This window comes from Bacillus sp. FJAT-45350 (assembly GCF_002335805.1).
Classification (GTDB): Bacteria; Bacillota; Bacilli; order Bacillales; family NISU01; genus FJAT-45350.
Genome location: NZ_NISU01000001.1, coordinates 804,853 through 821,153 on the forward strand (window position 1 = coordinate 804,853; position 16,301 = coordinate 821,153).

The window sequence follows — 16,301 nt, forward strand, 5'->3', positions numbered from 1 at the left end:
TTCCCACGATAACCTATTGTATGATGGACTATAGTAAAGATGGAATGGGAGAGATTATTATTAAACATTATCATTACACGGTTGGTATGGCTGGACATATTGACCACGGAAAAACGACATTAACAAAAGCTTTAACAAATATAGATACAGACAGACTAAAGGAAGAGAAGGAAAGACAAATTTCAATTGAACTAGGGTACGCTCCACTTTCTCTGACTGATAACCTCGATGTTTCAATAGTTGACGTTCCTGGACATGAACGATTCATCCGTCAAATGATAGCAGGTGTGGCAGGAATTGACTTAGTCATTCTAGTGATTGCTGCAGATGAAGGGGTCATGCCTCAAACGAAAGAGCACCTTGATATATTATCATTTTTAGAAATAAAGAAGGGCATTATTGTTCTTTCAAAAGTGGACAGGGTAGATGATGCTGAACTACTTGAGCTAGTAAAAGAAGATGTACTAGACCATGTTAAAGGTACGGTATTTGCTGATGCACCGATAATAGCAGTTGATAGTATTAGCAAGAGAGGCATTAACGAATTAAAAGAGCAATTAGTGACTGAGCTTACTGATTTACCTGTTCGTAGTCATCAAGGGCCATTTCGTTTACCGATCGATCAAGTATTCACTGTTCATGGCCAGGGGACTGTCGTGCGTGGAACTGTTTATGAAGGAACAGTGAATGAAGGGGATATGCTAGAAGTTCTACCACTCGGGGCGAAAGTGAGAGCCAGACAAATTCAGGTTCATCACGAGCAAATGCCAAAGGCTATAGGAGGCCAACGTGCTGCGGTTAATATTGGGGGCGTCTCAGCCTCTGAGGTAAAAAGAGGAGACGTATTAGTTGCTCCTAATACACACACAATTACTAATACAATTGATATTTCATTACAAGTTATTGATAAATTAAAGTATGAATTAAAACAACGAGCAAATATCAAAATACATACAGGTACTGCTGAAGTGTATGGAAAAATTGTGTTCTTTGATAGAAATAAAATTGATGGTGGAGAAAAGGTTCTCTGTCAATGTCGTTTAGATGAAGCGATTGTCGTTAAAAAAGGTGATCGTTTCATTCTTCGAAGACCTACGCCTACGGAAACAATAGGTGGTGGCTTTGTTATTGAACCTCAAGGGGAGCAGTACAAGTTCGGAGAAAATACGATTCAAATGTTGGAAAAGAAGTTAGTCGGAACACCAGAAGAAATCATTCTTGATTTGCTTCAAGTAAAAAAGAATATGACAGTAAAAGAGATTATCACCCAGTCTGGTATCAGTGAAGATGAAGTACAAGAAATACTACAGGAGTGTAAATTGAATAATCTTGTTATACAGCTTGCAAATCAAGAGTTTATTCGTAAGAGCTTTTTAGAGGATGTTCAGTCAATAATATCGGAAGAACTTTCGAGTTACCATGAAGATTTTCCTCTTAGAGAAGGGAAGAAGAAAGCAGAAATCGTACAAAGTCTTTTTTCCCAAGCTTCAATAAAGGTAATTGAACAAATAATAGATATTCTTTGTGATAGTAGAGTTTTAATGAAGCAAGGACCTTATCTCGCGTTACCTGATTTTCAAGCAGGTCCTCCTAAAAAGTGGGCTAAGCGGATTGAACATGTCGTGCTAAAAGTAAAGGATATGGGTCTTCAAGTATCTCCGTTGCTTGATGTCTTGGAAGAGAATCAAATTCCCAAAGGCCTTCATGAAGAGTTAAAGCATTATTTACTTCGAGAAAAAATACTATACGAATTTGACGAGAAGCTTGCAGTGCACAATGAACCATTACATCAAGCTGTAAATAAGTTGAAAGAAAAAACTGGTGAAGAATTTACACTTCAGAATGCAAAAGAAATTTTAGGGTTATCAAGAAAGTATTTAGTTTCATTATTAGAGCTCCTAGATAGCTTGAACTACACAACTAGAATTGAAAGTAGAAGGGTTTGGAAGAAATAATGGGAAACGTAACATTTTTTAGTCCTTACATCTATCAACCTCGTGGGAATTCAACAACAGCAAGACGTATTATAGGTGGACTTGAAAAGGATGGACTAGATGTAAAGAGTTTTGCCTATTGTGAAGAGGAATTACCAGAAGATAAAATTAGTGAGCTTAAGAACACTAAAATTTATCATATATTACACTTTCGTCGCTTTGCAGAATGGCAATTGGCTACGAATTTTCAATTAGACAAGCCCTATATTCTCACGTCTGGTGGAACAGATGTGAATCAAGATTTGTTTCAAGAAAGAGAGAAGGAGGTAATGAGGAATTTAGTAGAGAACGCATCAATGATTACTGTTTTCAATGAAGATGCAAAAGACAAGCTTCTTAGTGTGTATAACTTGCTAGCTAAACAGGTTGAGATTGTTTCTCAAAGTATTTGGTTCCCTGAAAATATACAGACAAATCGGAACCGATTACAAAATGGTTATCCTAAACTCCTTCTACCTGCTGGATTACGTGAGGTGAAAGATGTACTATATTTGATTCCAGCTATTGAAGAGCTGCAACAATCGATATTTCCTGAAATACAATTCACAATTATTGGTGCTCCTTTGGATGAGTATATAGAGGAACAGGTGAGGGAGGCGTATACTCGCTACCATTGGCTTGATTATATAGAGGATGTTCCCTTTGAAGAAATGCCTGCAATTTATGAACAAAGTGATATCGTTCTCAATACATCACTATCTGAAGGGCAGCCAATTGCTTTACTAGAAGCAATGTATTGTCATAAACCTGTTATGGCTAGGAAAATTGCTGGTAATGAAAGTTTAATTAAAGATAATGTTAATGGCTTTATATTTGACAATCTAGGTGAGTTTAAAAGAAAATTAGAAATGCTTGTTATTCGTGAGGATTTACGAGAAACATTTATAAAAAATGGATTAAACACTTTAACAAATAAACATGCCTTAGAAAAAGAAATAGCATCATATAAGAGGATTTATGCAAAGTGTTTACATCCATAAATAATAAAAAGGGGAATTGATATGAAAAAAATACTTGTATTTGTATTGGCAATGTTATTATTTGTAACTGCTTGTGGTAATGAAGACACAACAGATGAAGCAACTGAACCGCAAGACGATGTTGCAGTTGAACGTGAGGTGCTAGAAGTAGCAGTCATTCCGGCTCAATCAATAGGAGAAATGGAAACAGGCTTAAGGAAATTAGAAGAAACGTTAGCTGAGAAGCTTGATCGAGAAGTGAAAGTAGACCATTATCCTAACTATAATGCAGTTGTTGAGGCATTAAATTATGAACACATTGATTTAGCGTATTTAGGACCAGTAACGTATTTAGTGGCTCATGACCAAAGTGGGGCACAAGCAATCTTAACTCAAGAAATTGATGGTGAGCCGTTCTATTATTCATACATGATTACGCATGTAGATAACCCTTGGGATTCGTTAGATGAATTATTAGAAGATGTTTCTGAAATTGAATTTGCTTTTGGTAGTATTTCATCAACTTCTGGATCTGTTATTCCAAGCTATGAATTAATGCAGCGTGGAGTGTTTGAAGATGAGTATGAAAACGAATTTAAAACTGTGCGTTACACAGGTTCACATGATATTACTGCTCAACAAGTAGCGAGTAAGCAAGTGGGTGCGGGAGCAATTGATAGTGCCATTTTTAATGGATTAGTTAGAGAAGGCGCAATTAATGCAGATGATTATAAAATCATTTGGCAATCAGAGCAATTATATCAATATCCGTGGGCAGTCAGAGCGAGCATGACAGAAGAGGAAATTGCAGAAATTCAACAAGCTTTCATTAGTATTACAGACAAAGAAATCTTAGATATCTTTGGTGGAGCATCTGCATTTGTTGAAGCGGACCAAGCTCAATATGATTATATTTTAGAAGTAGCAAAAAAAACTGGCATGCTGAGATTGAATGAATAGAGGTTTTCTCGAATAGGGGCAGATTAGATGATTTGGTTTAAAAAGCGATATTTAGTATATCTTTTCTTAATTATTATTTTTACGTGGTGGAGCATGTATATGACCGGGTTTGATATTAGACGCTTTGCCCAGTTTGGTAATGCGATTGATATCGTAAAAAATCGTTTCTTTCCTGTCGAATGGTCATTATTCCCACGATTATTGAGAGAAAGCTTAGTGACATTGGCAATGGCTTTTCTTGGGACGTTTATTGCCTTACTTATCGCTTTACCAATAAGCTTTATGGCGGCTCGTAATACGAGTCGTCATCCCTTTTTCTTTGGTTTAACTAGGTCAAGTTTAAGCGGTCTCCGTTCAATACCAGAAATTGTTTTTGGTCTAATTTTAGTGGCGGCATTAGGGTTAGGTCCATTTCCAGCGGTATTGGCAATACTTTTACATAATATTGGTGTACTAGGTAAGCTATTATCCGAGTTAGTTGAGGCAGCAGATGAAGGACCACAAGAGGCGATGAAAGCTGTTGGTGCATCAAGATGGGTTGCTGTTGTTTTCTCAATTCTTCCTCAAATATGGCCTAATGTCCTCTCTCACTATTTTTATCGATTTGAAGTTGCGATTCGTACATCCCTTATATTAGGGTTTATCGGTGGTGGAGGTTTAGGACAGCAGTTATTTAATCATTTTAGTAGTTTATACTATCAAGCGGTTGCCCTAGACATCTTAATGATTATGGCATTGGTTATATTAGTTGACTTTATTGGCGGATTTGTAAGGAAACGAGTGATATAAGTGGAGCAATTGGAATGTTGGATATCAAAGGAAGCGGAGAGGAGGCGTTCTCTTGATACGTTTACAAGATGTATCTGTAAGGTATAAAGGGTCAAAGGAGGATGCCTTAAAGAAACTATCCCTTTCCTTTGAAAAAGGAGAATTTGTTTGTGTGCTAGGAAAAAGTGGGGCAGGTAAATCAACGTTCATTCGTTGTATTAATGGATTGCAAAGGCCTATTTCTGGAGATGTAGTTATTGATAAAACTTCCCTATCCTCATTAAAAGAAGGAAACCTTCGGAATGTGCGTCAAAATATAGGAATGATATTTCAACATTATCACTTAATCCCTAGGCTTTCTGTTTTGCATAATACGTTAACAGGTACTTTTGGTAAACGACCTCCCTGGAAGAATTTTCTGGGGATTTTCACTTCTGGTGAAAAGGAAAAGGCGTATGAGGCATTAAGGGCAGTAGAGTTAGAGGATTATCATCAACGACGGGTAGAGGCATTAAGTGGTGGCCAGAAACAACGGGTTGGAATTGCCAGGGCGCTAACGCAGGAGCCGCAAATCTTTTTAGGAGATGAGCCTGTTGCAAGTCTTGATCCAAGTACAGCGAGTAAGATATTTCAGCTGTTAAAAAAGATTCATGAAGAAAGAGAATTAGTAACGATCATCAACGTTCATGATGTACAGCTAGCAAAACGATATGCAACGAGAGTTATTGCCTTTAAGAATGGTACACTTGTATTTGATGGAAAGCCATCTGAACTTTCAGATGAAGTACTTGATGATATCTATACTGGTTATGAGGGATTTAAATGAACAAAGAACAGGTAGTAAGAGATACAATTCATTTTGTTAAGGAATTAATGAGTAAAGAGGGCAGTGGTCATGATTGGTACCATGTGGAGAGGGTTATGAAGCTTGCACAGACACTAGCTAATGAAGAAGGTGCTGATCCCTTTATTTGTACGATGACCTCTTTGTTACATGACGTAGCCGATGATAAAATCTGCAAGGATGTAGAAGCTGAAAAACAACGAATTCATGATTGGCTAACACAGCATCAGCTAATAAATGATGACCATTCGCATATTATCTCTATAATAGAGAACATGTCTTTTAGTAAAGGGACTACGCAATTGCCTACACTTGAGGGAAGGATCGTGCAAGATGCTGACAGACTTGATGCGATTGGGGCAATAGGAATTGCTCGTTGCTTTGTTTATTCAGGCTATAAAGGTCAATTAATATATGACCCTTCAATTAAAGTACGTACGGAAATGACAAAAGAGCAGTATCGAAATGAAGAAAGTACTGCAATTAATCATTTTTATGAAAAACTTCTTAAACTAAAAGAGTTAATGAATACGAATGCAGGCAAGAGGGTCGCTGAGGAAAGGCATTCTTTCATGGAGGCGTATCTTGAGCAGTTCGCTCTTGAATGGCAAGGGAAACGATAATCATTAAATTCGTTCATATATAGCCGTTACTACCGAGTGGCGGCTATTTATTGTTGTTTTTAAACCGGTCTGCAATAAATAGCAAAACAAGACCAAGACCGCTAATAATATAAATATAAGGTGTAATTGTCATCTGACTATTTATTATCGGGGCAGTTAAGATCATTAATAAGGAAATTATTTGTAAAACGAGTTTTTTACTCATCATGAACACTCCTACATAGACAAAAGTATGTCTCCTTTGGTCACTTAACCATCGGAGACATACTTTTTAGTTATTTTACGTAAATACATTTATCTTTTTTCTCAATAACTTCTCCGACGATTGTTGTATCAGAAGCACCTAGCTTGTGCATATCAGTCACATATTGTTCTGCTTCCGATTTGTCGATACTGATTAATAATCCTCCAGAAGTAATAGCGTCACATAGTATGCTTTGATACACTTCTGAAACAGTATCTCCGTATTCAATTACGTCTTTTAACCAGCGTTCGTTAGCTTTTGAGCCACCAGGGATAATACCTTGCTCAGCTAATTCAATCGTACCATCAAGAAGAGGGACATTATCTTTGAAAAAAACAAAACTTGCTTCACTTCCTCGAGCCATTTCGTACCCATGACCTAATAATCCAAAGCCTGTTACGTCTGTTACAGCTGTAGGATTGTATTTCTCAAGGGTTTCAGCCGCAACCTTGTTTAATGTTGCCATTGTTGTTGTAACAGCTTTTTCTTGCTCTTCTGTTACTGCTTCTCGTTTGATTCCAGTTGTTAAAATACCTACACCAATTGGTTTCGTTAAGACAAGAACATCTCCTGGTTTTGCACCGACGTTTTTGAAGATTCTATCGGGGTGAGCTATACCAGTCACAGATAGACCAAATTTAGGCTCTTGGTCATCGATTGAATGTCCACCAACGATAATTGCTCCAGATTCTTTTACCTTATCTGCTGCTCCACATAAGATGTCTGCTAACATTTTTTTCGGTAATTTAGTTATTGGGAAGCCAACGATATTCATCACTGTTTTTGGGACGCCACCCATTGCATAAACGTCACTTAGTGCGTTAGCTGCGGCAATTTGACCGAACATATATGGGTCATCTACTACAGGTGTAAAGTAATCGACAGTTTGTATAAGGGCAATATCATCTGTAATACGATAAGCTCCTGCATCATCTGATGTATCTAATCCAACCAATAGGTTAGGGTCATCTGTTTGAGGGGGTAAATGACACAAAACTTGTGCCAGGTCTTCAGGACCAATTTTGCATCCTCAGCCAGCTTTTGTTGACATTGCTGTTAATCTTATTTCTTCTCGCTTGTCCATTTGAGAGTGCACCTCCATAATTAATGTTTCATGTATAAAATGTAATATTTTGTGCAAATCTGTAGTGTACTCTTACTTATTGAATAGAGCAAAGGAGTTTGCCTCATTAGTATAAGCAATATGATTGCAAAGTTTCAAATGATAACCTAGAATGAATTTACAATAATCATCTTATTGGAAGATGAATAAAGCTTTGAAAGGGGTATCATTATGAGTTTTAAAATGTCTGTTGAATTTTGCATGATGTGAAACTATGCACCAAAAGCCGCAAGTTTTGCGGAAGAGCTATTTAACCATTTTCGTGGTGAGATTTCTCAACTTGACCTAGTAACAAGTAAGGGTGGTGCCTTTGAGGTTACTGTTAATGGTGAGAAGATTTATTCTAAGCTAGACACTGGTTCATTCCCTCTGACAGAGGATATTATAGAAAAAATGGAACGTATGAGAAGTTGAAACAGACGTTGTCACAATAGGGTAATCAACCTTTTTGAGGAGGTCACTAAAAAAAGTGAAAATTCACTTTTTCAGTGGCCTCTTTTTGAGACAGCCTTTCTTTGTAAAAAAGCTCTCCACGTTTTGAAGATAAGGAGAATTGTATGAAAGAATATTTAAGGAAGTTACCTCCAATTCATGAATTACAGCAAACAGAAGCTTTTAAACAATTGGCAACTGAGCTATCTACTGAAAAACTCACAGAATGGCTTCAAGAAGGAGTCGATTTGATTAGAAATCAACTCATAAAAGGGACTTGGCAAGGAGAATTGTCAGAAAAGGATTTACAAGACAGTGTCCTATCATACACAAAAACAAAAATGGAGCATTTTCAATCGTACAAGCTCGAGCGAATTATTAATGCTACCGGTACGATTCTACATACGAATTTAGGTCGAGCTAGGTTAAGTAAGAAGGCTGTCGAACAGGTCATTATGGCTGCTTCAAATTATTCTAATTTAGAGTACAACATATCTACTGGAAAAAGAGGCTCCCGTCATGATTTAATTGAGGAAGTTATTCAAGAGGTTACCGGAGCTGAGGCTGCGATGGTCGTTAATAATAATGCAGCTGCAGTATATTTAATTTTAAAAGCATTTGCTAAAGAAAAAGAAGTGATCGTATCAAGGGGGCAACTAGTAGAGATCGGTGGCTCGTTTCGAGTTTCATCAATTATGGAAGAGAGTGGAGCTTCATTAGTTGAGGTTGGGACAACAAATAAAACCCACTTAAAAGATTATAAAGAAGCTATCACGGAACATACTGCCATGATTATGAAAGTCCATACGAGTAATTTTAAAACGATTGGATTTACTGCCGAAGTATCGGTTGATGATTTAGCAGGTGTAATAAAAGAGGAAGAAAATGTAATTTTATATGAAGATTTAGGAAGTGGCGCTATCTATGATTTTCGCCAACATCACATCGGAGAGGAACCAACTGTAAAAGAGGTTCTCGATAAAGGTGTAGACATTGTTTCTTTTAGTGGGGACAAGTTATTAGGCGGACCTCAAGCTGGGATTATCGCTGGGAAAAAAGAACTTATCAATCAATTGAAAAAGCACCAGCTAGCAAGAGTATTACGAGTAGATAAAATGACATTAGCAGCCTTAGAAGCCACGATAAAACTATATGTAATTGGTGAAGACGCAATAAAAGGAATACCAACTGTAGCTTCGATATTAGACAATGTTCACGCAGTTAAAGAGAAAGCAAAGAGTTTCATCAATGGTATAACGAATAAAATATGGGATTTACACCTTGTAGAAGGCACTTCAAAAATTGGTGGAGGTACAATGCCAGACGTTGAAGTTCCGACATACCTTGTTCAAATTAAGCATGAAAACAAACATGCTCAAAAAACAGCTGATATACTAAGGTTAGGAAGCCCTTCAATTGTTTGTCGTCTAAAAGATGACGCAATCTTACTAGATTTTCGTACTATCCATCTAGATGAACTAGAGGAGTTAGTTAAGGTGTTTAATGATTTTCATTAATTGATACGAGTCAAGGGATGTTTGTAACCTTCACCTTGACTCGTATGGATAGTTACATTAAGAGGTTAACCTATTAGCTTTCGCCGCCTGTTTGGCTAACATGGTTGCCTTTTTTTACTTTTTTTGAGCCCTTCATTGGAGCTGGTTGTCCTGGGTTTTCTCCCTTTGGTGCATTTTTACGAATGTCTTTATAGGAATTGTGCTCTGCCATTGAAATCCCTCCTTCGAACATTATTATTTTATTATCTAATGAGGTCTATACACCTTTGTGAAAAATATGAAATTCCTTATAAAATATGAGTATTTAGTGGTTGTAAATGAATATTTTTTTGAGTCATACAGGAAACTAAACTGAACACTCACTAAAATTACATGGGGGGTTTAAGCATGCCGTATCATAAGGACAAACAGCAAGCTTTCCAAGCAGCACAACAGGCATTTGTACAAGCTCAGGAAGCTCGTGAAGAATTAGAGGTACACAGCGACAGTGGAGAATTTGGTACTCATGTTAAAAAGTTTGAGGAAGAAATTGAAGAGGCAGATCAAGTAATTTACAAAGCCTTACAAGTTGCATCTGAGCATCAGCGAGATGAACTTGAAAAGTATCAACAAAGACTAGTTGAGATGAGACAACAAAGCCACTAATTAAACCCTTCATCTAAGTGGGAAGTTTTTAGAGGAACCAAACAGTAAACAAAACACCCAAGGAATTCATTTCCTTGGGTGTTTTTCGTAGTAAAAAAATTACTGTCTTTTCTTTGTTTTCTTATTAAATTGACGTTGTTCTTCAGTTAGTGGCTCGTTCGCCATCTCCTGGTTAAATTGAGAGCGATAACCAGCTCCTTTACCTTGTCCTTTTGCTTGGTTCATTCCAGGGATAACATGATTAGAATGTTTTTTCGTCAAGTAAATCACCTCCATTTCTATAGCATTTGTAAAAAAATCGATTTAATTTCAAAAATCCATTTATTCTTTTAGTAAGTTCTGCTATTCTATAAAGGGAAAACCAAGCGAAATTAGTAGAACGCTTACTCTCTCGGAGTTTAGAGGGTAGAGGGAAGTGGCTGTTTTTTCATTTTTCGACTGTTATACAACAGAATGATTAGTAATCGAACGACCCCTTTTCTTTGCGAAATCTAATTTCAACACATTTCCAATACTACTTTTTCGACAATCTTGAAATTGTAGTATAAGATAAGATAGTATATTGAGGAGGGAATACATATGGCAAAAGATATTTTTAATGCACGTTCATCTTTTACAGTGAACGGAAAAACAATCAATTACTATAGTTTAAAAGCACTAGAAGACGCAGGTGTAGGTAATGTAACGAAGCTTCCTTATTCAGTTAAGGTACTTTTAGAATCTGTACTACGTCAACAAGACGGTTTTGTAATCAAACAAGAGCATGTTGAAAACTTAGCTAAATGGGGAACTTCAGAATTACAAAACATTGATGTTCCATTTAAACCATCGCGTGTAATCTTCCAGGACTTCACAGGTGTACCTTGTGTAGTTGACCTTGCTGCACTTCGTAAAGCAATGGCTGACCTTGGTGGAGACCCACAACAAATTAACCCTGAAATTCCAGTTGATCTAGTTATTGACCACTCTGTACAAGTTGATAAAGCAGGTACAGCGGATTCATTAGATTTCAACATGGATCTTGAGTTTGCTCGTAACGAAGAGCGTTATGAGTTCTTAAGCTGGGCTCAAAAAGCATTTGATAACTACCGTGCTGTTCCACCAGCAACAGGTATCGTTCACCAAGTTAACCTTGAGTACTTAGCTAACATCGTACTTACTGGTGAGAAAGATGGCGAAACAGTTGCATACCCAGATTCAGTATTTGGTACTGACTCACATACAACAATGATCAATGGTATTGGTGTACTTGGATGGGGTGTAGGTGGTATCGAAGCGGAAGCTGCTATGCTTGGACAACCTTCATACTTCCCAGTTCCAGAAGTTATCGGTGTTAAATTAACTGGTAGTCTTCCAAGTGGAACAACTGCAACAGATGTTGCGTTAAAAGTTACTCAAGTATTACGTGAAAAGAAAGTAGTAGGAAAATTCGTTGAATTCTTCGGTCCAGGACTTGCAGAAATGCCTTTAGCTGACCGTGCTACTATTTCAAATATGGCTCCAGAATATGGTGCGACATGTGGTTTCTTCCCTATTGATGAAGAAGCACTTAACTACATGCGCTTAACAGGTCGTACTGAAGAGCAAATTAATATCGTTGAAGAATACTGTAAAGCTAACAGCTTATTCTACGTTGCTGGTGAAACTCCAGACCCAGTATTTACAGATGTTGTTGAATTAGATCTTTCTGAAATTGAAGCTAACCTTTCTGGTCCTAAGCGTCCACAAGACCTTGTTCCACTTTCTAAAATGCAGGAATCTTTCCGTAATGCAGTAGTGGCTCCACAAGGAACTCAAGGTTTAGGTTTAAGCGAAGAAGAGTTCAACAAAGAAGTAAATGTGAAGCTTGCTAGCGGTAATGATACGACAATGAAAACAGGTGCTATCGCTATCGCGGCTATCACAAGCTGTACAAACACGTCTAACCCTTACGTTCTTGTAGGTGCTGGGCTTGTTGCGAAAAAAGCTGTTGAATTAGGTATGGAAGTACCTGAGTATGTTAAGACTTCACTTGCTCCTGGTTCAAAAGTAGTAACAGGTTACTTACGTGATTCTGGTCTACTTCCTTACTTAGAGAAAATGGGTTACAACATCGTTGGTTATGGTTGTACGACTTGTATCGGTAACTCAGGACCTTTAGCTGATGAAATCGAAAAAGCAATCGCTGAAAATGACTTAACAGTTACATCTGTACTTTCAGGTAACCGTAACTTTGAAGGTCGTATTCACCCATTAGTGAAAGCTAACTACTTAGCTTCACCTCCATTAGTTGTAGCTTACTCTTTAGCTGGAACTGTAGATATTGACTTAAGAAACGACCCAATCGGAAAAGATAAAGATGGTAAAGACGTATTCTTCAATGACATCTGGCCAACTGCTGAAGAAATTTCTGCTGTTGTTGAAAAATCTGTTACACCTGAATTATTCCGTAAAGAATATGAGAACGTATTTGATAGTAACCTACGTTGGAATGAGATCAACACTACTGACGATGCTCTTTACAAATGGGATGAGGATTCTACTTACATTGCTAATCCTCCATACTTCGAAGGACTTTCTGAAGAGCCAGGAGAAGTTAAACCTTTATCTGGATTACGTGTTATGGGTAAATTTGGTGATACAGTTACAACTGACCATATTTCTCCAGCAGGTTCATTCTCTAAAGAAACTCCAGCAGGTAAATACCTAGTTGGTAAAGGTGTTGAGCCTAAAGACTTCAACTCATACGGTTCTCGTCGTGGACACCACGAAGTAATGATGCGTGGTACGTTTGCTAACATCCGTATCCGTAACCAAGTTGCACCTGGTACAGAAGGTGGATTCACTACGTACTGGCCAACTGGCGAAATCATGCCAATCTATGATGCAGCAATGAAGTACAAAGAAGATGGTACTGGACTTGCGGTTCTAGCTGGTAAAGATTACGGTATGGGAAGTTCTCGTGACTGGGCTGCTAAAGGTACAAACCTTCTTGGCGTTAAGACAGTTATCGCAGAAAGCTATGAGCGTATTCACCGTTCTAACCTAGTATTAATGGGCGTTCTTCCTCTTCAATTTAAAGAGGGTGAAAGTGCTGAAACTCTAGGTCTATCTGGAGAAGAAACGTTCGAAGTAGCAGTAACAAACGATGTTCAACCTCGTGATATGGTTAAAGTTACTGCAACTGCTAAAGACGGCAAGAAAACAGAATTCGAAGTTCTAACTCGCTTTGATAGTGAAGTTGAAATCGAGTACTACCGTCATGGAGGAATCTTACCAATGATCCTTCGTAAGAAATTAAATGAAGCAAAAACAAAAGCATAATAACGCGCAATTAAAAGAAGTACCGGCATAGCTGGTACTTCTTTTTTGCGCGAATTATGAATTATGAGGTATGAATTATAAATTATAAGCCATAAATCCAAGCTAAAAACTAAGCACGCTTAGTTTTTAGCTTCCTTAATTCGTAACTCATAACCTATAACTCATAATTATTTCTTAATAATGTACGTTGCTCTATCGGTCTTTATCGTCATAAACTCTTTAGATGCTTCAAAAGAGAGTAGTTGTTTTAAAGGTAATTCGTAGCTGTGTAAAGGAAGACTCGATGTTCCGTTATGGTTTACAACAGTTCCTTTTCCTTTTAATTGAATTGTATATGGATCAACATAATCATCTTCATCCTCAACCTGTTCCGCAATTAATACCTCTTCAAGTGCAAGTTCATTATTGTCGGTATCATCACGTTCTTCCTTCTTAATTGAAATGTTGGACCCTTGCCAAGATTTTAGTTTACCAATGATTGATTCAATTTGATGGTTTGTATGTTCCGTCATTTTGCATCCCCCTTAGCCTCTAACCGTTAAATTCAATTTGTACAGTAGTAGGTTTTTCATAAAGCTAAAATTCAATACATTTTTTTCCGTTTCTTTTTATTAATATTTTTAGTTGTGTTAGCCAAACTATAATTGTTAAATCAAACTATACGGAAGGCGAGGTATGTCCTGATGGGTAGACAAAAAAAGGGAAACGCTAACGCTCAAAGAAATAATAATGCTAAAGCACAAGGGAAGAAGAATCACCAAGACGATACAGAATTTTCATACGCTGCAATAGAAGCAGAGAAAATGAACCGAAATAATCGTTCGTAATTGAAGGGGGGAACTTTCAAATGACTGTACAAACTCAAATGCAACAGGCAATTGCGTCTGCGCAAAGCGTTCAAGCTAGCTTATCACAGTTTTCATTAGAAACACAAAACCAACAGGCTCAACAACTTTTCCAACAACTTGCTGAGCAGCAGAAAGGGATTGTGACGCAACTAGAAGGAAGATATCAGCAAGTTCTACAAGAGGAACCGCAGTTCAATCAAAATCAATAAGTATCAATGGAACTATTTTAACCGGTTCTTCTGAGCTACTCGTTCTACTATGAAATCATCATAGTAGAACTTTTAAAATATGTAGCAACTTCTGTACATTACTTAGGGGGTGCCAAATGGGCTTATTTCGCCCTTTTGAGTCACCCCCATTTACATAGATGTTAATAGAAAGGGAGTAATACTGATGTTTGAGTTTTGGACTGGTGCAGAGGATTTTCCCCTCTATGGTTTTTTCATACGAGCAGTAATTGTATACCTATATATTTTTATTACAGTAAAAGTAATTGGCCAACGTTCGATGGGTACAATTGATCCTCTTGACTTTATTTTTGGAGTTATTATTGGTGATATTTTAGGTGAGCCGCTGCACACAGGCGATTTACCGTTAACTGGAGCGTTGATTTCTGCAACTGTGATTAGTACGTTACATTGGGGTTTATGTATTCTTGCGCTATATACCCCAAGATTCCGTCGTGTAATTGAGGATGAACCGATTGTTTTAATAGAGAAGGGTGAAATTTTAGAAAAGGAACTGAAGAAAGCTAAAATTACAACAGAGTCTTTAATGATGGATATGAGGTTAAAGGATGCTTCTGATTTAAATGAAGTCGATTATGCTGTATTAGAGATGAATGGTCAAATTAGTGTCATTAAAAAGAGTAAGAATCAATCACTTACTCCAAGTGACATGAAGATTCCAACACCTCCTAAGGGGTATCCTACAGTATTGATTCAAGATGGTCATATTATTGAAGCTAATCTCAATAAGGTAGGTACGTTAGAATGGCTACAAGAACAAGTAATGAAGCTAGGCTGTAGAAATGCAACAGAGGTTTTTCTGCTTACAATGGATGAAGGCGGACAAATGTATATAAGTAGAAAGTAACACTGGTATGGCAATACAGACTTTTCATAAAAATGTATAAAGTCACTCTTTTTTAGGCATAATGTTTAAAAATAAAAGGAGTGATTTTTTCATGAGAAGAGTCAGAAAATTAACATTTGAGGAACTAGTGAAAGAAAACAAAAAACAACTTATGAATGATAAGGAAGCTTTAGAGAGAATCGAAGTACGCTGGGAAGAAAGAAGAGCAGAAGGTCAATAATAAAAAAAGTTGTATGTAATATATAAGGCTGTTGGAAAAGTGAAAATAACACTTTTTCAACAGCCTTGTAATATAATACCTTCTTCAGTTACTGTCTACTGTGCATTGAATCCTGATGGCAGGAGATAATAATAGAAGGAAGGGGGAAGTCAAAATGGCTAAATCAAAGCATGCATTTGACAAATTTCGACCAAATCACTTAGGGACACAACCTAGAGCGTCTAATTCAAACAATGGTAAAAAGATGAATACAAAGGGGAACCAACAACCGGATTATGTTCCTCCAAAAGGATAATTTCCTACAGGTGTAGAAGATCAAGTAAGCAAGTCTTACTTGGTCTTTTTTTGTGTGACTTTTGAAACTATAAAATACTTCAATGTAGATAAGAGAAAGCATAGTCAACAAATTCAGATTTGCAGTTTTTGTTCTAGTTATTTTAATCGAAGTGCTCACTAAATTAACGTATGGAGGTAAGTGTGTGAAGAACTATCATTGTTGTGCAACATGTATTCATTTTGAAGTTTATAAAGAGAATAACAAAACGATTCGGTGTTGTAGTCGGTTAGGTTTTGAGACTAAACCTGACCATCAATTTCGATGCTGGGATCCGAAAGAAAAAGTAAAGCGACTCATGAAGAAAAATTGATAATAAAATAATGCTTTCTTGACTTTTTTCTCTTGTAATATTTTTGACCAAGCTCCATAATTATTCAAGTATGATAGAA

General features: G+C 37.1%; 21 protein-coding genes. 16 read left to right on the forward strand and 5 right to left on the reverse strand.

The genetic code is table 11. The annotated features are described in order from the left end of the window. The first annotated feature begins 20 nt into the window (after nucleotides 1-20). The 6 genes from selB to CD003_RS04075 are packed head-to-tail and all read left to right on the forward strand — an operon-like array spanning nucleotide 21 to nucleotide 6,148. Complete coding sequence (gene selB / locus CD003_RS04050; protein WP_257008162.1) at nucleotides 21-1,955, forward strand: selenocysteine-specific translation elongation factor; 1,935 nt, start codon at nucleotides 21-23, stop codon at nucleotides 1,953-1,955. Beyond that, on the forward strand, nucleotides 1,955-2,974 hold the full coding sequence (locus CD003_RS04055; RefSeq protein ID WP_096199605.1) for a glycosyltransferase family 4 protein: 1,020 nt from the start codon (nucleotides 1,955-1,957) through the stop codon (nucleotides 2,972-2,974). The genes selB and CD003_RS04055 overlap by 1 nt, the downstream gene beginning before the upstream one ends. Nucleotides 2,975-2,995: 21 nt before the next feature. Next, a complete protein-coding gene (phnD, locus tag CD003_RS04060) occupies nucleotides 2,996-3,913 on the forward strand; it encodes a phosphate/phosphite/phosphonate ABC transporter substrate-binding protein (protein ID WP_096199606.1) in 918 nt (305 codons plus the stop codon). Between the two features lie 27 nt (nucleotides 3,914-3,940). After that, the gene (phnE, locus tag CD003_RS04065) at nucleotides 3,941-4,702 is read left to right on the forward strand and encodes a phosphonate ABC transporter, permease protein PhnE (protein WP_096199607.1); all 762 of its coding nucleotides are present in this window, start codon (nucleotides 3,941-3,943) and stop codon (nucleotides 4,700-4,702) included. A 52-nt stretch (nucleotides 4,703-4,754) separates the two neighbouring features. Beyond that, complete coding sequence (gene phnC, locus CD003_RS04070; RefSeq protein ID WP_096199608.1) at nucleotides 4,755-5,507, forward strand: phosphonate ABC transporter ATP-binding protein; 753 nt, start codon at nucleotides 4,755-4,757, stop codon at nucleotides 5,505-5,507. Next, complete coding sequence (locus tag CD003_RS04075; protein WP_096199609.1) at nucleotides 5,504-6,148, forward strand: HD domain-containing protein; 645 nt, start codon at nucleotides 5,504-5,506, stop codon at nucleotides 6,146-6,148. The genes phnC and CD003_RS04075 overlap by 4 nt, the downstream gene beginning before the upstream one ends. A gap of 43 nt (nucleotides 6,149-6,191) precedes the next feature. Here CD003_RS04075 and CD003_RS21685 read toward each other — a convergent pair whose 3' ends face one another. Beyond that, nucleotides 6,192-6,353 (reverse strand): hypothetical protein, encoded by a 162-nt coding sequence (locus tag CD003_RS21685; RefSeq protein ID WP_179295421.1) that lies wholly within the window; start codon nucleotides 6,351-6,353, stop codon nucleotides 6,192-6,194. A 70-nt stretch (nucleotides 6,354-6,423) separates the two neighbouring features. Further along, a complete protein-coding gene (gene selD, locus CD003_RS04080) occupies nucleotides 6,424-7,476 on the reverse strand; it encodes a selenide, water dikinase SelD (RefSeq protein WP_096199610.1) in 1,053 nt (350 codons plus the stop codon). 210 nt (nucleotides 7,477-7,686) lie between these two features. On the opposite strand from selD, the gene CD003_RS22525 reads away from it, so the two are divergent. Both CD003_RS22525 and selA read left to right on the forward strand, forming a co-directional pair. Beyond that, nucleotides 7,687-7,929 carry an Rdx family protein gene (locus CD003_RS22525; protein ID WP_373558527.1) on the forward strand — a complete coding sequence of 81 codons (243 nt, stop codon included), beginning with the start codon at nucleotides 7,687-7,689 and terminating at the stop codon, nucleotides 7,927-7,929. Nucleotides 7,930-8,072: 143 nt separating this feature from the next. After that, the gene (gene selA, locus CD003_RS04090; protein WP_096199611.1) at nucleotides 8,073-9,464 is read left to right on the forward strand and encodes an L-seryl-tRNA(Sec) selenium transferase; all 1,392 of its coding nucleotides are present in this window, start codon (nucleotides 8,073-8,075) and stop codon (nucleotides 9,462-9,464) included. 73 nt (nucleotides 9,465-9,537) lie between these two features. Here selA and CD003_RS04095 read toward each other — a convergent pair whose 3' ends face one another. Beyond that, entirely contained in the window at nucleotides 9,538-9,675 is a 138-nt protein-coding gene (locus tag CD003_RS04095; protein ID WP_096199612.1) for a small acid-soluble spore protein P, read from the reverse strand. 176 nt (nucleotides 9,676-9,851) lie between these two features. On the opposite strand from CD003_RS04095, the gene CD003_RS04100 reads away from it, so the two are divergent. Further along, entirely contained in the window at nucleotides 9,852-10,109 is a 258-nt protein-coding gene (locus CD003_RS04100; RefSeq protein ID WP_096199613.1) for a hypothetical protein, read from the forward strand. 99 nt (nucleotides 10,110-10,208) lie between these two features. On the opposite strand, the gene sspO is transcribed toward CD003_RS04100, so the two are convergent. Further along, on the reverse strand, nucleotides 10,209-10,370 hold the full coding sequence (gene sspO / locus CD003_RS04105) for a small acid-soluble spore protein O (RefSeq protein WP_096199614.1): 162 nt from the start codon (nucleotides 10,368-10,370) through the stop codon (nucleotides 10,209-10,211). Nucleotides 10,371-10,688: 318 nt separating this feature from the next. Between sspO and acnA the strand changes: the two genes are divergently transcribed. Beyond that, nucleotides 10,689-13,412 (forward strand): aconitate hydratase AcnA, encoded by a 2,724-nt coding sequence (acnA, locus tag CD003_RS04110; RefSeq protein WP_096199615.1) that lies wholly within the window; start codon nucleotides 10,689-10,691, stop codon nucleotides 13,410-13,412. 167 nt (nucleotides 13,413-13,579) lie between these two features. On the opposite strand, the gene CD003_RS04115 is transcribed toward acnA, so the two are convergent. Further along, entirely contained in the window at nucleotides 13,580-13,924 is a 345-nt protein-coding gene (locus CD003_RS04115) for a hypothetical protein (RefSeq protein WP_096199616.1), read from the reverse strand. Between the two features lie 171 nt (nucleotides 13,925-14,095). Between CD003_RS04115 and CD003_RS21690 the strand changes: the two genes are divergently transcribed. The 6 genes from CD003_RS21690 to CD003_RS21695 all read left to right on the forward strand — a co-directional run bounded on the left by CD003_RS21690 (nucleotide 14,096) and on the right by CD003_RS21695 (nucleotide 16,222). After that, entirely contained in the window at nucleotides 14,096-14,239 is a 144-nt protein-coding gene (locus CD003_RS21690) for a hypothetical protein (RefSeq protein ID WP_179295422.1), read from the forward strand. Between the two features lie 20 nt (nucleotides 14,240-14,259). After that, nucleotides 14,260-14,469 (forward strand): DUF1657 domain-containing protein, encoded by a 210-nt coding sequence (locus CD003_RS04120; protein WP_096199617.1) that lies wholly within the window; start codon nucleotides 14,260-14,262, stop codon nucleotides 14,467-14,469. Nucleotides 14,470-14,653: 184 nt separating this feature from the next. Continuing rightward, the gene (locus CD003_RS04125; RefSeq protein WP_096199618.1) at nucleotides 14,654-15,355 is read left to right on the forward strand and encodes a DUF421 domain-containing protein; all 702 of its coding nucleotides are present in this window, start codon (nucleotides 14,654-14,656) and stop codon (nucleotides 15,353-15,355) included. 91 nt (nucleotides 15,356-15,446) lie between these two features. Continuing rightward, the gene (locus CD003_RS04130; protein WP_096199619.1) at nucleotides 15,447-15,575 is read left to right on the forward strand and encodes an FbpB family small basic protein; all 129 of its coding nucleotides are present in this window, start codon (nucleotides 15,447-15,449) and stop codon (nucleotides 15,573-15,575) included. Nucleotides 15,576-15,729: 154 nt separating this feature from the next. After that, complete coding sequence (locus CD003_RS04135) at nucleotides 15,730-15,870, forward strand: acid-soluble spore protein N (protein ID WP_096199620.1); 141 nt, start codon at nucleotides 15,730-15,732, stop codon at nucleotides 15,868-15,870. Nucleotides 15,871-16,054: 184 nt separating this feature from the next. Beyond that, nucleotides 16,055-16,222, forward strand: a complete 168-nt coding sequence (locus CD003_RS21695) for a hypothetical protein (RefSeq protein ID WP_179295423.1) — start codon at nucleotides 16,055-16,057, stop codon at nucleotides 16,220-16,222. Nucleotides 16,223-16,301: the final 79 nt, after the last annotated feature.

Bases quoted from the DNA above. Each gene is read 5' to 3' on its own strand.
- selB (WP_257008162.1), top strand. From the start codon at position 21: ATGATGGACTATAGTAAAGATGGAATGGGAGAGATTATTATTAAACAT.
- CD003_RS04055 (WP_096199605.1), top strand. From the start codon at position 1,955: ATGGGAAACGTAACATTTTTTAGTCCTTACATCTATCAACCTCGTGGG.
- phnD (WP_096199606.1), top strand. From the start codon at position 2,996: ATGAAAAAAATACTTGTATTTGTATTGGCAATGTTATTATTTGTAACT.
- phnE (WP_096199607.1), top strand. From the start codon at position 3,941: ATGATTTGGTTTAAAAAGCGATATTTAGTATATCTTTTCTTAATTATT.
- CD003_RS04075 (WP_096199609.1), top strand. From the start codon at position 5,504: ATGAACAAAGAACAGGTAGTAAGAGATACAATTCATTTTGTTAAGGAA.
- CD003_RS21685 (WP_179295421.1), bottom strand. From the start codon at position 6,353: ATGAGTAAAAAACTCGTTTTACAAATAATTTCCTTATTAATGATCTTA.
- selA (WP_096199611.1), top strand. From the start codon at position 8,073: ATGAAAGAATATTTAAGGAAGTTACCTCCAATTCATGAATTACAGCAA.
- CD003_RS04095 (WP_096199612.1), bottom strand. From the start codon at position 9,675: ATGGCAGAGCACAATTCCTATAAAGACATTCGTAAAAATGCACCAAAG.
- CD003_RS04100 (WP_096199613.1), top strand. From the start codon at position 9,852: ATGCCGTATCATAAGGACAAACAGCAAGCTTTCCAAGCAGCACAACAG.
- acnA (WP_096199615.1), top strand. From the start codon at position 10,689: ATGGCAAAAGATATTTTTAATGCACGTTCATCTTTTACAGTGAACGGA.
- CD003_RS04115 (WP_096199616.1), bottom strand. From the start codon at position 13,924: ATGACGGAACATACAAACCATCAAATTGAATCAATCATTGGTAAACTA.
- CD003_RS21690 (WP_179295422.1), top strand. From the start codon at position 14,096: ATGGGTAGACAAAAAAAGGGAAACGCTAACGCTCAAAGAAATAATAAT.
- CD003_RS04120 (WP_096199617.1), top strand. From the start codon at position 14,260: ATGACTGTACAAACTCAAATGCAACAGGCAATTGCGTCTGCGCAAAGC.
- CD003_RS04125 (WP_096199618.1), top strand. From the start codon at position 14,654: ATGTTTGAGTTTTGGACTGGTGCAGAGGATTTTCCCCTCTATGGTTTT.
- CD003_RS04130 (WP_096199619.1), top strand. From the start codon at position 15,447: ATGAGAAGAGTCAGAAAATTAACATTTGAGGAACTAGTGAAAGAAAAC.
- CD003_RS04135 (WP_096199620.1), top strand. From the start codon at position 15,730: ATGGCTAAATCAAAGCATGCATTTGACAAATTTCGACCAAATCACTTA.